The organism is Jeotgalibacillus aurantiacus, assembly GCF_020595125.1.
Lineage (GTDB): Bacteria > Bacillota > Bacilli > Bacillales > Jeotgalibacillaceae > Jeotgalibacillus > Jeotgalibacillus aurantiacus.
Genome location: NZ_JACNMS010000002.1, coordinates 695,431 through 713,035, shown reverse-complemented (window position 1 = coordinate 713,035; position 17,605 = coordinate 695,431). Strand labels below are relative to the sequence as shown.

Genomic DNA, 17,605 nt, shown 5'->3' with positions numbered 1-17,605 from the left:
TATAAGATCCCGGCAGTCTGAGGAAACTTTGGCTGCCGGGATCTTTTGTTATATCGGGAAAGTATATCGTTGATTAACTCTATTTTTCCGAATTTTTGGTATAATAAGCGTATATCATCTGTCAGGTGGAAGAAAATGAAACAGTTAGTAAATAAAGAGGTAAGTAAGACCGTTATTGGACGAACAAAAGAAACAGAACTCTTACTGATTGCATTGCTTCAGGGAGGACATGTACTGATTGAGAGCGTTCCCGGGACGGGTAAAACGTTATTGGCCAAAACCTTTGCCGGAGTGGCGGGAGGGAAATTCAAAAGAATTCAGTTCACACCGGATGTATTGCCATCAGATGTAACAGGGCTCCATTATTTTAATCCGGAGACGCATAAGTTTGAATTAAAAAAAGGGCCTGTCATGACGAACTTCTTATTAGCCGATGAAATTAATCGAGCCACGCCAAGAACGCAGTCGAGCCTGTTGGAGGTAATGGAGGAAAGACAGGTCACGATTGACGGTACGACTATTCAGGTGGATTTTCCATTCATGGTCATTGCGACTCAAAATCCTGTTGAGTCACAGCAGGGAACCTTCACGCTGCCTTTTGCGCAGTTAGACCGATTTATGTTTAAGCTGCCAGCTGATTATCCGTCTTTTTCAGAGGAAACGGACATTATTAATCAGTGGATTAAGCAATCTGAAAAACAGGAACCTGAGTCGATTCTATCAGTCGATACACTTGAAGATGCAGTCAGAAAAGTAAGAGAGGTTATGGTACATAAGGAAATGGCGGATTATATTGTTGAGTTGATCAGGGCGACCAGAGAGCATGTTTCTGTTGAGTGGGGAGCAAGTCCCCGTGCAGGGGTTGCGCTCGTTAAAGCGGCTCAAGGATCTGCATTTCTGGAAGGTCGTCATCATGTCGTACCTGAAGATGTTAAAAAAATGCTCCGCTATGTACTTGCACACCGGCTGCAATTAACAGCAGAAGCTTCTTTGACAAAATCAACGGATCAGGTGCTTGATGAGATCATCCAGTCAGTGGATACCCCGGTTGAGCTGAGGCTTTGATATGTGGGAACGTGAATCCGTTGAAAAAAAGAGAATACTCGCAGTTGAATGGCTTGCATTTTCAGGTATTCTGTTTTCTTTGTTTGGTGCCCAGTTTGAAGCGATGTCATTAGGAATTGTCATCCTGATTTATATCAGATTTCACTTGCGTTATCTTGATAAAGTCGGCGAAGGGCTTACCATTATAAAAGAGAGGTCAGCTGAAAGACTTCATATAGGGGAAAGTTCCGAATGGTTCTTAACGTTTCAAAATGGGAAGTATCCGATAAAAAATGCAAAACTGCAACTGCTTTTATCTGATCATATCGAACCGTCAGAAGGGGAGTGGTCGGTAAACGGCTCACTCGTTGAATGGGAAACGGATGTTTCGCTGGAAAAGTATGAGAATGTTACCGTCTCTATACCGATCCGATCGATTAGAAGAGGGAAGGCTAAAGTGGTTTCTGTAAGACTGAGAATTCCACACCTGTTTGGTTACGGTGATACGGTTCTCAGGTATAATAGCCATCTTTCTCATTCAAAGCTGATTTATCCGGAGATTGAAAAAGTTTTGTTTCAATCATTATCTCCGGTTTTTAAATCAGGTGAGAATCTTTCTTCTCATTCACTGTTTGAGGATCTGACCATGCCGGCTGGTACCCGTGAGTATAGGCTGGGAGATACGATTCAGCGGTTGAATTGGAATGCCTACGCTAAAACGGGTGAACTTCAGACGAATGTTTATGAACGCGTGACAGAAGAAAAAATGATGATTTTACTGAATGTTTCCCACGGCCATGCGAAAAACATTGAATTTGAAAAACTGATCCGTCAGGCTGCCTTTCTTGTGACAGAAGCCCATCGCAATAATCGTTCGATCGGACTTGCAGTCAATGTAAGGACAAAGGGATCACCCCACTTTTACTTTCTGCCACCCGAGAAGGGGACAAGTCACAGCAGAAAACTTCTTGAAATGCTGAGTGTATTATCGATTGGTGACGTAACATTGCCATCTCATCTTGTTATTAATCAGCTGAATCTGATGCAATTACAGGCGAATGATGTCATACACATCGGGCAAATGGATCAGGCATCTGCCGGGAGACTGTCAAAAATGAGCGGAAGAGTCTGGATCATCACTGGGTCAGGGGGGACTGCGGTAAAATGGAACAATCTGCAAAAAAACATACAATAAGTTCAGTCGCTTACATATTATTCAGTTTTCTGTATCCGGCTTTGGTGCTCTCGGCTTTTTCAGAGAACGGGATATTTCCTCTTCATGTAGCGTCACTCATATGGGGAGTATTACTGGCAGCCGCCTTTCCTTTCGTTATCAGAATGAAAAACTGGCGGGCTGTTTATGGAATATTGACAGCTTTACTGTTTACGATCAGTTTTTTGATCGGAGATTGGCCTGTTTTACTTCTGGCAGCATTAGCCGCTTATTCAATCTGGATTGCTGTTAAAGTGTGTACAGGAGAATCCACTCAGATCACATCCGGTAATCTGATGATATTTTTTATCGTTTTCATCTGGTTTTTTATCTTTCAGCTTGTTTACGAAACGGTTCAGGCATCAGAGCTTCTGCTGTTTTTGATTACAGGCTTCATCTTATACAGTGCGGGCACGTATCTGAATCATTACTTTGCAGACAGGAAAGATAAAAAGAAACGCGCGGGAAGAGAACTGTTAAAATGGGGGAGTTTGTTTTCAGGAGTGGCGGTTCTTCTGTATTTTCTCGCTGCACCTTTAAGAATTGGCTTTTATCAGGTTTTTGACGGTATTATCTGGGTATTTACGTTACCTCTTACTTTAATCGGTTTAGAGATTGATCGTGCTGAAATCTCTGATATGCCGGACGGGGAGAGTGGTGAAAGCGGAAGTCTGGAACAGGGGCTGGTGACGGGGAACAACGAATTTCAGGAAGTCCTTGGTGTAGAGTCCATTATCACGTTTTTGGTGATAACGGGATTAATTGCAGTATCAGGGATCATTATTTACCTTCTGATCGTTAAGGCGAAAAAGGTTATTTTGATACCTGCAGCAGCTGAAGCCTCCTACGTAAAGTCAAATATGGTTATGAAACCTGAAAAAGAGGGTAATCATAAGGAACCCTTAAATAAAATACGGAAAGCGCTGTTTAAACTGGAAAGGAAGCTTTCCGGAAAAGCTTCAGGCAGACAGAAGTCAGAAACAGTCAGGGAATGGTTCGAGAGACTGGAGATACCCCGGCTGAATGACTGTGCATACATCTATGAACGAGTCCGTTATGGCGCTATGGATGTGACGAATGATGAAGCTGAGTATTTTAAGACGGTTTTAAAAGAAGCTGATAAAGAGTTGAGCAGCCGCAGAGATGGTTAGATAGTGTGGACGGCAAAATCGTTGTACTAACGGTGTTGACATGCTATTCTTATTTCTTAGAAACATACAGAATCATCACTTAAATTGTTTGTATTGACGCGGATGCGACAATCCGATAATTTAGTATGGTGATGTTGTAAATACAAGTTACAGAAAAGGAGAAGATTTAAATGGCACAAAAACAATTTACAGTAACAGCAGAAACGGGTATTCACGCACGCCCGGCAACGATTCTTGTTCAAACAGCAAGCAAGTTTGATTCTGATATTCAGCTTGAGTACAAAGGTAAAAAAGTAAACCTGAAATCAATCATGGGTGTTATGTCTCTTGGAGTCGGACAGGGAGCTGAGATCGTGATCTATGCAGATGGAAGCGATGAAGAGGAAGCGCTGGCAAGCCTTGAAGAAACACTTAAAAAAGAAGGTCTGGCATAAGCATGTCTTCTGTATTAAAAGGTATTGCAGCTTCAAGTGGCATTGCGATTGCAAAAGCATATCGCCTGGTAGAACCGGATTTGTCATTTGAGCAGACTAAAGTAGACGACCCAGCTCAGGAAGTACAGCGTTTTCAGGAGGCTCTTGAAACATCAAAAGGTGAATTGGCGGTGATTCGTGATCGTGCCAAAACAGAACTTGGTGAAGATAAAGCAGCTATTTTTGAAGCTCATCTTCTTGTACTGAGTGATCCTGAACTCATTTCACCAATTGAGGACAAAATCAGTCAGGAAAGTGTTAATGCTGAAGCAGCATTGAAAGAAACGGCTGATATGTTCGTCATGATGTTTGAGCAGATGGACAATGATTATATGAGAGAACGTGCAGCGGATATTCGTGATGTAACGAAGCGTGTTCTGTCACATCTGCTTGGCGTAAAAGTGTTAAATCCAAGCATGATTTCCGAGGAAGTAATTGTGATTGCGGATGACTTAACGCCATCAGATACTGCTCAGCTGAACCGTGAATTTGTTAAAGGATTCACAACAAACATTGGAGGCCGTACTTCGCATTCAGCGATTATGGCACGTTCAATGGAGATTCCTGCGGTCGTGGGAACAAAAGAAGCAACAAAAGAAATTGAAAACGGTGACTTTGTTATTGTTGACGGATTGAATGGCGAAGTTCATATCAACCCTTCTGATGACATTATCAGCCGTTATAAAGAAGAAGCAGCAAAGTTTGCTGATCAGAAAGCGGAATGGGCTAAGCTTGTGAATGAGCCGTCTGTATCTGCTGATGGTAAACATGTAGAACTGGCAGCCAATATTGGTACACCTGCCGATCTTGAAGGCGTTATCAATAACGGTGGTGAAGCCATTGGACTTTACCGGACTGAATTCCTTTATATGGGACGTAACGATCTGCCGTCAGAAGATGAGCAGTTTGAATCCTATAAAGCCGTTCTTGAAGGCATGAAAGGAAAACCTGTTGTTGTCAGAACACTGGATATTGGTGGAGATAAGGAACTTCCGTATCTTGACCTTCCGGAAGAAATGAATCCATTCCTTGGATACCGTGCCATCCGAATGTGTCTGGACAAAACGGATCTTTTCCGCGTTCAGCTCCGTGCACTTCTTCGTGCAAGTACTTACGGGAATCTGAAAGTAATGTTCCCGATGATCTCAAACCTGAGCGAATTCCGTGAAGCGAAGTCTTTACTATTAAAGGTGAAGGAAGAACTGATTGCGGAAGGAACAGAGGTTTCAGATTCTATTGAAATCGGCATCATGGTTGAAATTCCATCTACTGCAGTACTGGCTGACCAGTTTGCAAAAGAAGTGGATTTCTTCAGTATCGGTACGAACGATTTGATTCAGTACACGATGGCAGCTGACCGGATGAATGAACAGATTTCTTACTTATATCAGCCATACAATCCGGCGATTCTCCGTCTGATCAAGATGGTGATCGATGCTTCTCACAAGGAAGGTAAATGGACTGGTATGTGTGGAGAGATGGCTGGAGATGAAATCGCGATTCCGATTCTTCTTGGGCTTGGACTCGATGAATTCTCAATGAGCGCAACATCAATCCTGCCTGCGCGTTCACAAATCAGTGGTCTTTCTCAGGAAAAAATGAAAGAGCTGGCTGAAAAAGTGCTTAACCTCTCAACGAATGAGGAAGTCATTGAAGCTGTAAAAAAAGAAATAAATATGTAACGCAAATGTAACTTATTAAAGGAATAAATGTTTGAAGATGGGGGAAGTATATTAGTAGTACAAGCATACTTTTTCATTCTGATTTCCCTTTTGTGAACCGGATTCCCCCCATAATCCGGTTCTTTTTTTATGCCATTAATTTAAGAATGGGTTTTTCCAAACCATTAAAACGGCATGATCAGCAGATTCTTCATCCTCGAGGTAACCTGGCAGCAATCGCTCCGGTACCCGGCCGGACTTCATTAAAAATGTCACAACTGGATCAGAAATCTCTCCGCTTTTAACTTTTTCAAAATACTCCTCAGGTGACATCCCTGGCTGATAATCGATATATCCCGGCATTCTGCTTCCGCCAGCAAGCTGTTTTACCCCTAAATAAACAACCGTTTCGTACATAGCACGCATTAATTCTTTTCCGAGCCCTAGTCCCCTGAAGGCTGGATCTACACAAATATCCACAATATAAATCGTATCACCGTCCGGCTCATGATTGGTTATGTACCCTTCAGATGTGATTTCATCCCATGTATGATCCTGATCAGTACGGTTTGTTCTTAAAGCTGTAATAGACCCGGCAATTTTTCCATCTGCTTCAATACATAATGCGCCCTCGGGAAACCGGGTAATATGTTCAGTCAGCTGATCCCGGTTCCATAAAAGTTCCTGTGGGAATGGAGGAGGAAAAGCTTTCCGCTGAATATGAATAAGGCTTTCAAAATCCTCTTCTTTGTAGTTTCTAATGTGGATGTCCATTCTTCTTGAATCATTGAATACAAAAAACGTTTTCTTCATCATTCTCACCTCCATCCCATCCTATCAATCAGCTATAACGTTTGCAATTTTCAGAACTTGATAAGAAAATAGGGAGTGGGAGTGATGAAAATGCAATCATTAAAAGTCGGTTTTATCGGTACAGGTGTCATGGGTGCCTCTATTGTAAGGCACCTGTTGAAAAATCATGAAGTACATATTTATACGAGAACAAAGTCAAAGGCTGATCCACTTGTGGATGCTGGTGCAATCTGGCACGAATCTGTTGGAAGTCTGGCAGGTGAATGCGCTGTTGTGTTCACCATGGTCGGTTATCCGCAGGATGTAGAAGAAGTGTACTTAGGTGAAACGGGTATTTTTAATCGGGCAGGGGAAGGGACGATTTGTGCTGATTTAACTACATCCACACCTGCTTTAGCGAAAAGATTATATAAAGAAGGGAAAGAGAGAGGAATCGCGATGCTTGATGCCCCTGTATCCGGAGGTGACCTTGGAGCTAAAAATGGTACATTGTCCATCATGGTCGGCGGGGAAGAATCATCATTTGAAACATTAAAGCCTCTGTTTGAACTGTTCGGGACCAATATTGTTTTTCACGGATCCTCGGGCAGTGGTCAGCATGCGAAGATGAGTAATCAGATTGTGATCGGTTCCACGATGACAGGCGTTTGTGAAGCAATCGTTTACGCCATTAAAGCCGGTCTTGATCCAGAGAAGGTTCTGGCGAGTATTTCGCAGGGAGCAGCAGGTAGCTGGAGCCTGAGCCATCTTGCGCCGAGAATTCTGAATGGTGACTATGAACCGGGGTTTTATATCCATCATTTTATTAAGGATCTTCGAATTGCGTTGCAGGAAGCAAATACGTTGGGAATTGATTTGCCCGGCCTGAAGCTTGCGCTGCAATCTTATGAAGAAACAGCAAATGCCGGGTTCGAACTTAAAGGAACCCAGGCGTTGTATAAACACTATGAGAAGCAGTTGTAATAGATCGTATTAATTGCGTTCTGCCTGAACAAAACAGTGCCGGGCCATTCCGAAGTTGAGGAATGGCCCGGCACTGTTTATACATTTATCGGCGCTTTTTATCGAGATACTGTTCTATTCTAATAAAAGCCTCTTGAAGCTGGTCCATAGAACAAGCGTATGAAATTCTTACATATCCTTCCCCAAAAGGGGCAAATGCAGTTCCGGGAACCACACCGACACCTGCCTGCTCTGCAAGCTCAACGGCGAAGTCAAATGAGGACAATGAAATATCGTCCGGAATACCCGCTAAAAAGTAAAAGGCACCATCGGGATGAACCGTTGTAAACCCGAGTTTAGCTAGATGAACTGCAGTGAAATCACGCCTCAGTTTATATTCATTTCTCATCGGAATTGCGTCATCTATGCCGTCCGTAAAGGCCGCAACAGCTGCGTGCTGTGAAATGGACGAGACACAGGAAACTGTGTACTGGTGAACTTTCAGACACTGTTCTGCAATCCCGGATGGAGCCATAAGCACACCAATACGCCAGCCTGTCATCGCATGTGATTTTGACAGTCCGTTAATTACAATGGTTTTCTCTTTATACAGTCTGCCGATCGAAAAATGCGGCCTGTCATAAACGAGTTCACTGTATATTTCATCTGCAATAATGTACAGATCCTTCTCCTTTGCAAGATGTGCAATTTCAGTGATCTCGTCCTCTGTCAAACTTACACCTGTCGGATTTGACGGGTATGGCAGAACGATGCATGTTGTCTGATCGGTTAATGTTTCCCTGATCAGGTCAGCAGTCATTTTAAAGCCCGTTTTTGTCGTATCCGCAAACACAGGACGGGCACCGCACTGTTTAATCACAGGAACATACCCCGGATAAACCGGTCCTGGAAGAATGACATCCTGTCCCGGGCTTAAAATGGTTCTGAGTGCAGTATCAATCGCCTGTGATGCACCATTCGTGATAATAATCTCATCCTCAGCCTGATAATCAAGTTCATATTTCTTTTTCATAAACGCTGAAACTGCCTTGCGAAGCTCAAGTATTCCGGCATTATGCGTATATGTCGTCTGATTTTCCATGATGGCTTTTGCAGCTGCTTCTTTAATGTGGGTGGGTGTATGGAAATCAGGCTGTCCAATCGTAAGAGAAATCATATTCTCAATATGCTGGATCCGGTTGAAAAATTGTCTGATTCCTGATATTTGAAGCTGACTGACTGTTTCGTTCATTACTTTCACACCTTTACTGCTTCTTTTTGATATTTTACTATTGTAACGTATTTTTATCTCCGGGCACATGATTAAACTCAGGTGATTAAGGCTAAATAATAATATGCTTAATAGAGAAAGGTGGGAGCAGTTTGATCCGGATTGCAGGTTTGGAAAAAAACGGAGAATTAAAAACGTATAAAACGATAAAAGAAGCAAAAAAACAGGATCTGCACTGGTTCTGGGTTGATTTTGATCAGCCGGCGGACCGGGAAGGAAAAGAACTTGAGCGCTCTTTTTCCTTTCACCCGCTCGCCTTAGAAGACTGTATGGAAAAAGAATATCAGCGTCCCAAGTTTGATAATTATGATCAATATATTTTCCTGACCTTTCATCATCTGCCCAAACATACATATGAAGCACAGGAGATTGATACATTCGTTAATAGCAACATGATCGTAACCTGGCATTACGAAAAAATTCCGTTTATTGATGAAATGTGGGAAGACCTGGTGAAAGGAAAAGAAGTTATCTCTGAACAAAGTCCGATTTCCATTCTTCATAAAATGATGGATGCGGCCGTTGATGATTATTTTCCGTATGTGTATGGAATCGAGGATGAATTGAACAGGATTGAAGAATTGACAGATGAGAATTCATCACACGATCTGATGGACAGGCTTTTTGATATCCGGCACGATATGCAAAAGCTGAGGCGGTCGCTTGTCCCGACGAGAGATCTGTTGTACCGTCTGCTAAATGCCAACAGGACGGCACTGACGAAAGAACAGCAATTATATTTTTCAGATGTATATGATCACGTCATTAAGCTGAATGAGATGCTCGAATCATACCGGGAATTTTCATCAGATATCAGAGACAACTATATTTCAGTCAGCTCAGATAAAATGAACAATATTATGATGACATTGACCGTCATCACGACAATCTTTATGCCATTATCCTTTCTGGCCGGTTTATACGGCATGAACTTTGTTTATATTCCTGAGCTTGAATTTGAATACGGTTATTTTGTTCTGCTGGGCGTAATGACGATGATTGCCGGCGTCATGTTTGTCATCTTCCGTAAAATCGGCTGGCTCAGATTCTCAAGATCCAAAAAGAAAAAACGCAGAAGAATCTTTAATCGCCGTTGAAATATTGTTTATATGAAAGCCGTGCCGGGGCATTCCTTCGCTAACGTCCATATGTGCTTCTCTAACGCTGTGGTTCTGCAGAATGCTCTCGGTATGGTTTGTTCACAAAATTAATCAAAAGTTGTTTGAGATAAAGGGGCGTATTCCCCCGAAGACTCCTACGGCAGAGGAGGGAAAGGTGAAACCATTGTGCGAAGCACGAGGGGTTCACCGCCCGGCCGTGGAAAGCGAAGGGGGAATACGCCCCGGTTTGAAAAAGGCAGATGCCGTTTCGGTGGGATCTTTAACTATGTAAATTAGTTAAAATGATCAATTTTTACACTCATTTGAAGAAGTTGTGATTAAGCACAATAAAAGTGCCTGGTCATTCCGAAGACTCCTGCGGCAGAGAAGCGACAGGTGAGACAGCGTAGTGCGGAGTACTAGCTGGCTCACCGCGCGGCCGCGGAGCGAAGGAATGACCAGGCACGGTTTTGAATTAGGCTGTCTCTGTTATCAGAGCGGCCTTTTATTAATGTTAAATTAACAATTCATAAGAAGGAATAAGTATAGGGAAAAGGGAATGTAACAGGAAAGGTTGTACTTTTGAAATGGGGGTTTTTATATGCAGCAGGTTCATCATCCACCGAGAAGTGGAATGAAATTGTTTTTTACATTGCCGATTTTATCGTGGGCTTTATATGACTTTGCCAATACGATTTTTTCATCGAACATTAATACGGTCTTTTTTCCTTTTTATCTTGACGCACAGATTGGCGGAAGTGCGGAGATGGAACAGGTGGCGAGCACATTTATATCGTATGCCAACGCACTGGCCAGTTTTCTCCTGGTAATTTTTTCACCGTTATATGGTGTGTGGATTGACCGGACGGGACAGAAAAAGAAGTATATCGTCTGGCTGGCTTCGTTTTCCATTGCGTTTACTTTTTTAATGGGGATTTTTGCACAGAGTAATGTCTTCGGGGAATGGTTTAATCTCCCGGCAAATTTGATTTTGGTCGTCATTGCTTTTGTCGCAGCTAAGTTTTTCTTTAACAGCAGTCTTGTTTTTTATGACACGATGCTTGGCGATCTTGGAACGAAACAGGAAATACCACTTATCTCAGGATTTGGCGTTGCGGTCGGATATCTTGGGACAATCGTTGGTTTATCTGTTTATCTATTCGTTAATGAAGCTAATCCTGAACAGGCATTTATCCCAACGGCTGTGATGTATCTGTTATTTTCTTTACCGCTCTTTTTTGTCTTAAAGGATCCACCGAAGAAACCGATCGCTCAAAAAGCTTCATTTTTCTCGGGTTATAAATCGATTTATCGGACTTTTAAGGATATGAAAAATTTTAAAAATGTTTTTACGTTTATGATTGCTTACTTCTTTTTAAATGATGCGATTGCGACAACCATTGCGATTATGGCTATTTATGCTACGGCGGTAGTCGGTTTTTCGGGAGGTCAGTTTATTATTCTATATCTCGGTTCAACTATTGCTGCTGTTATAGGATCCTTTATTTTTGGGTATATTACGAAACGTACAGGAGCAAGAAATGGTGTTGTGATTGTCGCCTTTATTCTCATCGCCGCTCTGACGATTGCAGCACTTGCTACTGCTCAGTGGATGTTCTGGATCGCTGGAGCATTGATTGGGGTCGCACTGGGCTCGATGTGGGTAACGTCGAGAACGCTTATTGTAGATCTGACACCAGTTGAAAAAAGGGGAGAGTTTTTCGGACTTTTTGCATTTTCCGGGAAAGTGTCCTCCATTATTGGACCCGCTGTTTATGGAACCATCACGCTGAATCTCAGGGAGTACGGAGAACTTGCAAGCCGTATCGCATTATCATCTCTGATCGTCATGGCTGTTATTGGACTCATTATATTGTTCAAAGTGAAACAGGTTGATTCGGTCAGTGCTTGACTCTGACTGTCGTAATTTCTATAATGGAAATTGTGTTTTTTAATAATGATTTTAATTTGGTCCTTTATACGGGTTAGTTTTATTCGTGATAGGACGAGTCGCTGCAGGGAGGATTTTTATGAAGTTAAGAGAACCTATGCCGGAATTGTCCGGTGCAACAGCATGGCTGAACGATGAAGTAACAAAGGAAGAACTGGTCGGAGAAAAACCGACATTAATTCACTTCTGGTCAGTAAGCTGTCACTTATGCAAGGAAGCAATGCCTGAGATCAACGAACTACGCGATGAATATGAAGATGATTTGAACGTTGTGGCTGTCCACATGCCACGTTCAGAAGATGATTTGGATATGCAGGTCATTGAACAGGTAGCGCAGGGACATGATATTTCACAGCCTGTCTATGTAGACAGTGAACATAAACTGACTGAAGCATTTGAGAACCAGTATGTACCAGCTTATTATGTATTTGATAAGGATGGTCAGCTTCGTCATTTTCAGGCCGGCGGAAGTGGCATGAAAATGCTTCGCAAGCGCCTGAGCAGAGTGCTGCAGACTGAAGAAAAATAAGATAAGACAATTTTCCTAATATCGCTTAAGATCAAGCCTTGTTATTCCGATAAAAGGAGTAACAAGGCTTTTTTGCTGTGCTGAAAAACCTATGTCTGTTTAAGGAGAGAATATCATGAACAATAACGGGATCCTGCTTGAAAGCGGAACAAATGAACTGGAAATTGTCGAGTTTGAAGTAAACAATAATAAATACGGCATCAATGTCATTAAGGTGAAGGAAATTATTCAGCCGGCTGCTGTGAATCAGGTGCCCCATTCCCACCCGTTTATTAATGGAATTATTCAGCTGCGGGGTGAGGTGCTTCCTGTCATCGATATGCGATCGGTACTTGGAGCCGTCAAAAAAGAAACATCACCTCAGGAGAAATTTATCGTGTCTGAGTTTAATAAACAAAAAGTGGTCTTTCATGTGGATAATGTCTCTATGATTCACCGTATTTCGTGGGATCAGATTGAAAAACCGTCTGATATGTATCAAAATGGCGATACTAAAATTATCGGGGTTATTAAGCGTGAAGATGATATGCTTCTTCTGCTTGATTTTGAAAGCATTATTCTTGATATCAACCCTGAATCAGGCATCAATGTCGGCATGGTGAAAAAGTTAGGGAAGCGTGACAGATCCTCTAAACAGCTGGTCGTAGCAGAGGACTCACCACTGTTAAGACGATTATTGTCAGACACACTATCTGAAGCCGGTTACGATAACGTTGAATTTTTTGAGAACGGAAAAGATGCCTACAGCTACCTGGAATCTTTATCAGTGAGTAACGACAACGTAGAAGACAGCGTTCAGCTTGTGATAACAGATATTGAAATGCCTCAAATGGACGGACATCATTTGACAAGGCGGATCAAGGAGCATGCAAGCCTTAAAAAGCTGCCGGTTGTCATTTTCTCATCTTTGATTACAGATGACCTTAAGCATAAAGGGAACCAGGTTGGGGCTGACGATCAGATCAGTAAGCCTGAGATTAATCAGCTTATTACAACGATTGACCGTCTGATTTTGTAACAGACAGAAAGACAAGTTGGCTTTCCTGAATGGTCACGGACATAATAAACCCCCGGGTATCTTCCGCTGCAGCAGGGAGAGTCTGATGTGCGAAGAGCACGGGACTCACCTTCCTTGTTGTGCGGGCCGGGGGTTTTCATCTTATTCTCCGAGCCTTTTAAAAACAGGCTTTTGATATTTGGCGGGCTGTCTATGTTCATTTGGTCTGGTGACCTTATGGCCTGTGTATGCCTGAAGGGTCAGTTTTGCTTCCTTCAGACTCATTCTCGTTTTTGGGTTTCTGACATGATCGGATAGTTTACCTAGGTGAGGGAGCTCCTGAAAGTCGCTTTTCTGGGGTGGGATATGGAATTGATAGCGTCCGCATTCAATCAGCAAATCAGACCGCTGCTGGCTAAGTCCGGGATTTCTTGAGAACTGAAGTCCGATTTTCCTGGCTTTTTTTTCTAAAATCAGCTTTTCTATGGCTGCCTTTTTCAAGTCATACAGCGCTCTGGAATCCGGAGCGGTTTTGGCATGTTTGTTCACTGTAAAGATTGCCTGGGCAATTAAATCAGGGTCATCTGTCTTATAATCATGGTCCATCTTTTCATCACTCTCTTTCGTTAAATATTTGGTAAAGTATACATCAAATTTGTGTGAAAGAAAAGTTATTCTCTACTCCGACAGGGAAGAGTGAACTATAATGAAAACAAAAAATCCTCGTGGGGTGACGAAATGAGAAACAAAACTGCAGTCATTGATATTGGATCTAATACCATCAGACTGGTCATTTATGATTATGAGCCGAAAAAAGGGATGCGAGAAATTGAGAATATTAAAACCGTTGCCCGTCTGAAGAGCTTTTTGGATGACGATAACAAGTTAAATGAAAAGGGATTGACACTTTTAAAAGACGCACTGCTCGCATTTAATGAAATTATTGATTATCACGGCATTCAGGATGTACGGGCTGCGGCAACGGCTGCTATCAGACAGGCCGTGAACCAGCAGGAAATTGTCAGCAGAATGAAAGATGAAACAGGTGTGCAGATCAATATTCTGACCGAGGAAGAAGAAGCATACTTCGGTTATCTGGCCGTTATTCATTCTACACCTGTTTTATCCGCAGTAACGGTCGATATTGGCGGAGGAAGCACGGAAGTTACCTATTATGAACATAAGCAGCTGATACACTCTCACAGCTTTCCTTTTGGAGCGGTCTCTCTGAAAAAGGATTTTATGGAGGGGGATCAGATGACTCAGAACGAACATAAAAAGCTGATCCGGTTTTTAAAATCTGAATTTAACAGCCTCGGATGGCTTAAAAATAAAAAAGTTCCGATTGTGGCGATTGGGGGAAGTGCTCGTAACGTTGCGCAGATTCATCAGCAGCTCATTAAATATCCGGTGGCTGGTGTGCACCAATACTGGATGGAGGAAAAAGATCTCCAGGAGACAAATGATATGCTGACCGCTATGTCGAAAGAGGATCTTGAGAAACTGGATGGTCTGTCGAGTGACCGCACCGATATTATTGCCCCTGCTTCTCAGGTATTCTGCGAGCTTTATAAAATCGTCGATGCCAAAGGGTTTATGTTCAGCAAAAAAGGCCTTCGTGAAGGAATAGTTTTAAAGGAACTGATGAAAAGATATACAGCCCCTTTAAGCAAAGACAATGTGTTTATGGAAAGTCTGAATGAACTGGCATTTGATTATTCCATCAATAAAGAGCAGGCGGATCAGATGGTTTCCCTGACGACAGAATTATATTCCCATTTATGCGCGCTCAATGTTCTTGAAGAAAACGAGGAAGACTTGAAGCTGATTAAAAGAGGGGCTTATTTATATTATCTAGGCGATTATATTGATTCAGACTCGAGCAGTCAGCACACTTTTTACATTATAGGCAATCGATCAATTGATGGTATCCTTCACCGGGACCGGATTAAAATTGCTGCTGTAGCATCTTTTAAAAGTAAGTCCATGCTTTATCAGTTCCTTGAGCCTTTTCAGGAATGGTTTTCTGATGATGAGCGCGAGAAAATGCGGATTATTGGTGCACTGGTGAAATTTGCTTACAGTTTGAACGGGTCAAAAAGAAATATTATTTCTCAGCTTGAAATCAGGAAAAAAGGTGAGGGGTTATTAGTTACTCTCTTTGCTGAGGGGAGAACAATAGCAGAGGAATATCAGGCAGGAAAGCAGAAAAAGCACCTTGAAAAAGCATTGAAAACGAACATCGAGTTGGACTTCAAAAAAATGGTCATTATTTCAAACAGGTAATGCGGAGGGATAAAAGTGGGGCACGATAAATCAACATTTGACCAGGCGGAGTTTTTTAATAACAGAGAACTAAGCTGGCTGGCGTTTAATGAAAGAGTGTTATATGAAGCACTTGATCAGAACAATCCTTTATTTGAACGATTAAAATTTCTGGCGATTTTCAGCTCGAATCTGGATGAATTTTTTATGGTACGCGTAGCGGGACTTAAAGATCAGGTTAAGGCTAATTTCAATAAGCCTGAAAATAAAGCCGGTTTAACACCAAAGGGTCAGCTCGTAAAAATTTCTGAGTATAACCAAAGGCTTGTCAGGCTGCAGGATCAAACCTTTACGGGTGACCTTCTGCCTGCTTTAGAGAAAGAAGGCATTCAACTGAAAGTGATGGCTGAATGTACCCACAAGCAGAAAAACTATTTAGAGCGTTATTTCAATGAACAAATTTTCCCTGTTCTGACGCCGCTTGCAGTAGATGCATACAGGCCCTTTCCGATGCTGTTAAATAAAAGTTTAAATATGATCGTCCGTCTCGAGGCAGAAAGCGGAAGCCAGATGGTGGCAATCGTTCAGGTACCATCCGTATTACCTCGTTTCATTAAACTGCCTACAGTAACCGGGGCGGAATATATTCTTCTTGAGGAAGTAATCAGGTTGTTTATTGATAAATTGTTTATAGGGTATGATGTCAGGTCTTCCATGCTCTTTCGTATTACCCGTAATGCTGACCTCACGATACATGAAGAAGGGGCCCGTGACCTTCTGCTCGAAATTGAAAAGGAACTGAAAAAACGTAAATGGGGAGCAGCTGTCAGGCTTGAGATTGTGGATGGAATGCAGGATGATGACCTTCTTGCCTACCTGCTGCAGGAATTAGAGGTACATCCGGATGACGTTTATCGGATAAAAGGTGCTATTGATTTATCGTTTTTATTTTCTTTTGTTAAAGAAGTGTCCCCAAATAAGGATCATTTATTATTTGATACTTTTATTCCACAGCCGCCTGAAGATCTTTCATCAGGAGAAGATTTATTTGAAAAAGCATTACATCAGGATCTGTTTTTTCACCACCCTTATGAGTCATTTACACCGATTGTCGATTTTGTTGCTGATGCTGCAGAAGATCCGGATGTATTGGCAATCAAGCAGACCCTTTACAGAGTCAGCGGGGACTCACCTGTAATCAATGCGCTGAAAAAAGCTGCAGAAAATGGAAAACAGGTAACGGTCCTTGTTGAACTAAAAGCTCGTTTTGACGAAGAAAATAATGTTCAGTGGGCAAAAGAGCTTGAAAAAGCAGGCTGTCACGTGATTTATGGTATGACGCTCCTGAAAACACACAGTAAAATTACGTTGATTGTCAGAAAGCGGAATAATAAAATTGAACGGTTTGTCCATCTTGGAACAGGAAACTATAACGATCAGACAGCAAAAATTTATACAGATATGGGTATCATCACAACGAAACGCAAATTCGGAACAGATGCCACCAACTTTTTTAATTATTTGAGCGGTTATACAGAAAAACCTTCTTATCATCATCTTGTAGTTGCCCCTTTTTCAATAAGGGATGAATTTATGAACATGATTGATCAGGAAATTGATTTTCATAAAAAACATAAAAATGGACATATTATTGCAAAAATGAATTCCCTGACTGATAAATCACTGATTATAAAACTGTATGAAGCATCAACTGCCGGTGTGAAAATAGATCTGATTGTAAGAGGGATTTGCTGTTTAAAGCCTGGCATTAAAGGAGTCAGCGAAAATATTCACGTCAGGAGTATTGTGGGAAGATTTCTTGAGCACAGCAGAATTTATTATTTTTATCATAACGGAGAAGAAAAGACGATGCTGTCTTCTGCTGATCTGATGACAAGAAACATGGAGAAAAGAGTGGAACTGCTATTTCCAATTATTGAAAAGAAGCACAAAAAAAGAATTAAAACGATTCTGGCACTACAGCTCAATGATAATACGAAAGCAAGGGTACAGGATCAGAACGGTCAATATCATTACGTACAAAGTAACGGGAAAGAAGTGATTCACGCTCAGGAGCAGTTGTTAAAAAAGGCTTACCGCTTACGAGAAGATGAAGAATGAGGGTATATATGACTAAAAATATACCCCTATATCGTTACTAAAGTTGTGATACAG

At 41.9% G+C, this 17,605-nt stretch carries 15 protein-coding genes; 12 read left to right on the top strand and 3 right to left on the bottom strand.

Annotated features, from left to right (window positions below; genetic code table 11):
• Positions 1-135 precede the first annotated feature (135 nt).
• The 5 genes from H7968_RS08335 (at position 136) to ptsP (ending at position 5,563) form a co-directional block, all read left to right on the top strand.
• Positions 136-1,065 (top strand): AAA family ATPase, encoded by a 930-nt coding sequence (locus H7968_RS08335; RefSeq protein WP_227395695.1) that lies wholly within the window; start codon positions 136-138, stop codon positions 1,063-1,065.
• Position 1,066: 1 nt separating this feature from the next.
• On the top strand, positions 1,067-2,239 hold the full coding sequence (locus tag H7968_RS08330) for a DUF58 domain-containing protein (RefSeq protein ID WP_227395694.1): 1,173 nt from the start codon (positions 1,067-1,069) through the stop codon (positions 2,237-2,239).
• Entirely contained in the window at positions 2,209-3,408 is a 1,200-nt protein-coding gene (locus H7968_RS08325) for a hypothetical protein (protein ID WP_227395693.1), read from the top strand. The genes H7968_RS08330 and H7968_RS08325 overlap by 31 nt, the downstream gene beginning before the upstream one ends.
• A 170-nt stretch (positions 3,409-3,578) precedes the next feature.
• Positions 3,579-3,842, top strand: coding sequence for a phosphocarrier protein HPr (locus H7968_RS08320; protein WP_227395692.1), 264 nt, complete (start codon positions 3,579-3,581; stop codon positions 3,840-3,842).
• Positions 3,843-3,844: 2 nt separating this feature from the next.
• A complete protein-coding gene (gene ptsP / locus H7968_RS08315; RefSeq protein WP_227395691.1) occupies positions 3,845-5,563 on the top strand; it encodes a phosphoenolpyruvate--protein phosphotransferase in 1,719 nt (572 codons plus the stop codon).
• Positions 5,564-5,698: 135 nt separating this feature from the next.
• On the opposite strand, the gene H7968_RS08310 is transcribed toward ptsP, so the two are convergent.
• Positions 5,699-6,355 carry a GNAT family N-acetyltransferase gene (locus H7968_RS08310; RefSeq protein WP_406566392.1) on the bottom strand — a complete coding sequence of 219 codons (657 nt, stop codon included), beginning with the start codon at positions 6,353-6,355 and terminating at the stop codon, positions 5,699-5,701.
• Between the two features lie 90 nt (positions 6,356-6,445).
• Here H7968_RS08310 and H7968_RS08305 point away from each other — a divergent pair, with 90 nt between their 5' ends.
• Positions 6,446-7,318, top strand: a complete 873-nt coding sequence (locus H7968_RS08305) for an NAD(P)-dependent oxidoreductase (RefSeq protein WP_227395689.1) — start codon at positions 6,446-6,448, stop codon at positions 7,316-7,318.
• 85 nt (positions 7,319-7,403) lie between these two features.
• Here H7968_RS08305 and H7968_RS08300 read toward each other — a convergent pair whose 3' ends face one another.
• The gene (locus H7968_RS08300; protein ID WP_227395688.1) at positions 7,404-8,549 is read right to left on the bottom strand and encodes an aminotransferase A; all 1,146 of its coding nucleotides are present in this window, start codon (positions 8,547-8,549) and stop codon (positions 7,404-7,406) included.
• Between the two features lie 131 nt (positions 8,550-8,680).
• Here H7968_RS08300 and corA point away from each other — a divergent pair, with 131 nt between their 5' ends.
• From corA to H7968_RS08280, 4 genes are all read left to right on the top strand, one after another.
• Entirely contained in the window at positions 8,681-9,685 is a 1,005-nt protein-coding gene (corA, locus tag H7968_RS08295) for a magnesium/cobalt transporter CorA (RefSeq protein WP_227395687.1), read from the top strand.
• Between the two features lie 604 nt (positions 9,686-10,289).
• Positions 10,290-11,600 (top strand): MFS transporter, encoded by a 1,311-nt coding sequence (locus H7968_RS08290; RefSeq protein ID WP_227395686.1) that lies wholly within the window; start codon positions 10,290-10,292, stop codon positions 11,598-11,600.
• Between the two features lie 118 nt (positions 11,601-11,718).
• The gene (locus H7968_RS08285; protein WP_227395685.1) at positions 11,719-12,168 is read left to right on the top strand and encodes a TlpA family protein disulfide reductase; all 450 of its coding nucleotides are present in this window, start codon (positions 11,719-11,721) and stop codon (positions 12,166-12,168) included.
• A 115-nt stretch (positions 12,169-12,283) separates the two neighbouring features.
• Positions 12,284-13,186, top strand: coding sequence for a chemotaxis protein (locus H7968_RS08280; protein ID WP_227395684.1), 903 nt, complete (start codon positions 12,284-12,286; stop codon positions 13,184-13,186).
• Between the two features lie 141 nt (positions 13,187-13,327).
• Here the strand turns inward: H7968_RS08280 and H7968_RS08275 are convergent, their stop codons facing one another.
• Positions 13,328-13,771, bottom strand: a complete 444-nt coding sequence (locus H7968_RS08275; RefSeq protein WP_227395683.1) for a YkyB family protein — start codon at positions 13,769-13,771, stop codon at positions 13,328-13,330.
• 132 nt (positions 13,772-13,903) lie between these two features.
• Between H7968_RS08275 and H7968_RS08270 the strand changes: the two genes are divergently transcribed.
• Positions 13,904-15,451 carry a Ppx/GppA family phosphatase gene (locus H7968_RS08270; protein ID WP_227395682.1) on the top strand — a complete coding sequence of 516 codons (1,548 nt, stop codon included), beginning with the start codon at positions 13,904-13,906 and terminating at the stop codon, positions 15,449-15,451.
• A 9-nt stretch (positions 15,452-15,460) separates the two neighbouring features.
• Positions 15,461-17,551: an RNA degradosome polyphosphate kinase gene (locus H7968_RS08265; RefSeq protein ID WP_406566398.1), complete on the top strand. Its 2,091-nt coding sequence runs from the start codon at positions 15,461-15,463 to the stop codon at positions 17,549-17,551.
• Positions 17,552-17,605 lie beyond the last annotated feature (54 nt).